Source organism: Vibrio sp. 2134-1, assembly GCF_033339495.1.
On the sequence record NZ_JAWOUS010000392.1, the window covers coordinates 1 to 721 of the forward strand.

A 721-nucleotide genomic window follows, 5' to 3' on the forward strand; every position below is an offset into this window, starting at 1 on the left:
GACATGCGCCTTATCGCAGTTGTTATGGGGGCGAAGAGCCAAAGTGTGCGTGAATCAGAAAGTAAGCAACTTCTTAGTTATGGTTTTCGATTCTACGATACCTTGATGCCAACGGCCGCAGGAACTGATATCGCAAACGCTCGCGTTTGGATGGGGCAAAAGGATGAGTTAAAAGTTGGTGTGAACCGCGATGTTTATCTCACTCTGCCTAAAGGTGACGTAAACAAACTTAAAGCGGAAGTGGAATACAACGGTGATTTACTTGCGCCAATTGCTCAAGATCAGGTAGTTGGTACTTTGCTATACAAAGTGGATGGAAAAGTCGTGAAGGAGACCGAGCTAGTTGCACTCGAACCAGTGGAAGAAGGTGGGATTTTTAAACGTATTATGGATTGGTTTAAGCGACTGGTAGCAAGCTGGTTTTAAAGGTTTTTTATAAAATCAATTTACTAAGGCGGCCTAAATGGTCGCCTTAGTTTTTTGAACAACTCGTAATGTCCAAAGAAGCTAAAACGTGTTGTTATTCTTGCTCTCCCATCGCTTTTTATTAAAAACGACGTCAAAGAATAACGATGCCGTAGCTTTCGATATTGGATGTGATCCCAATCCTCACAAATCGTTGTTAGTCCAAGCCTTCAGTGATGTTTTTGCACAACCATTTGTGCGTGATGGGTATGAGAGAAAACAAACCAGAACAAAAATGGAGTGACACGTGCACAAG

Annotated in this window: 1 pseudogene; it reads left to right on the forward strand. The window is 42.4% G+C overall.

What is annotated here, in order from left to right:
* Positions 1 to 426, forward strand: a pseudogene (locus R7R78_RS26200) (D-alanyl-D-alanine carboxypeptidase); the annotation flags it as partial.
* Positions 427 to 721: the final 295 nt, after the last annotated feature.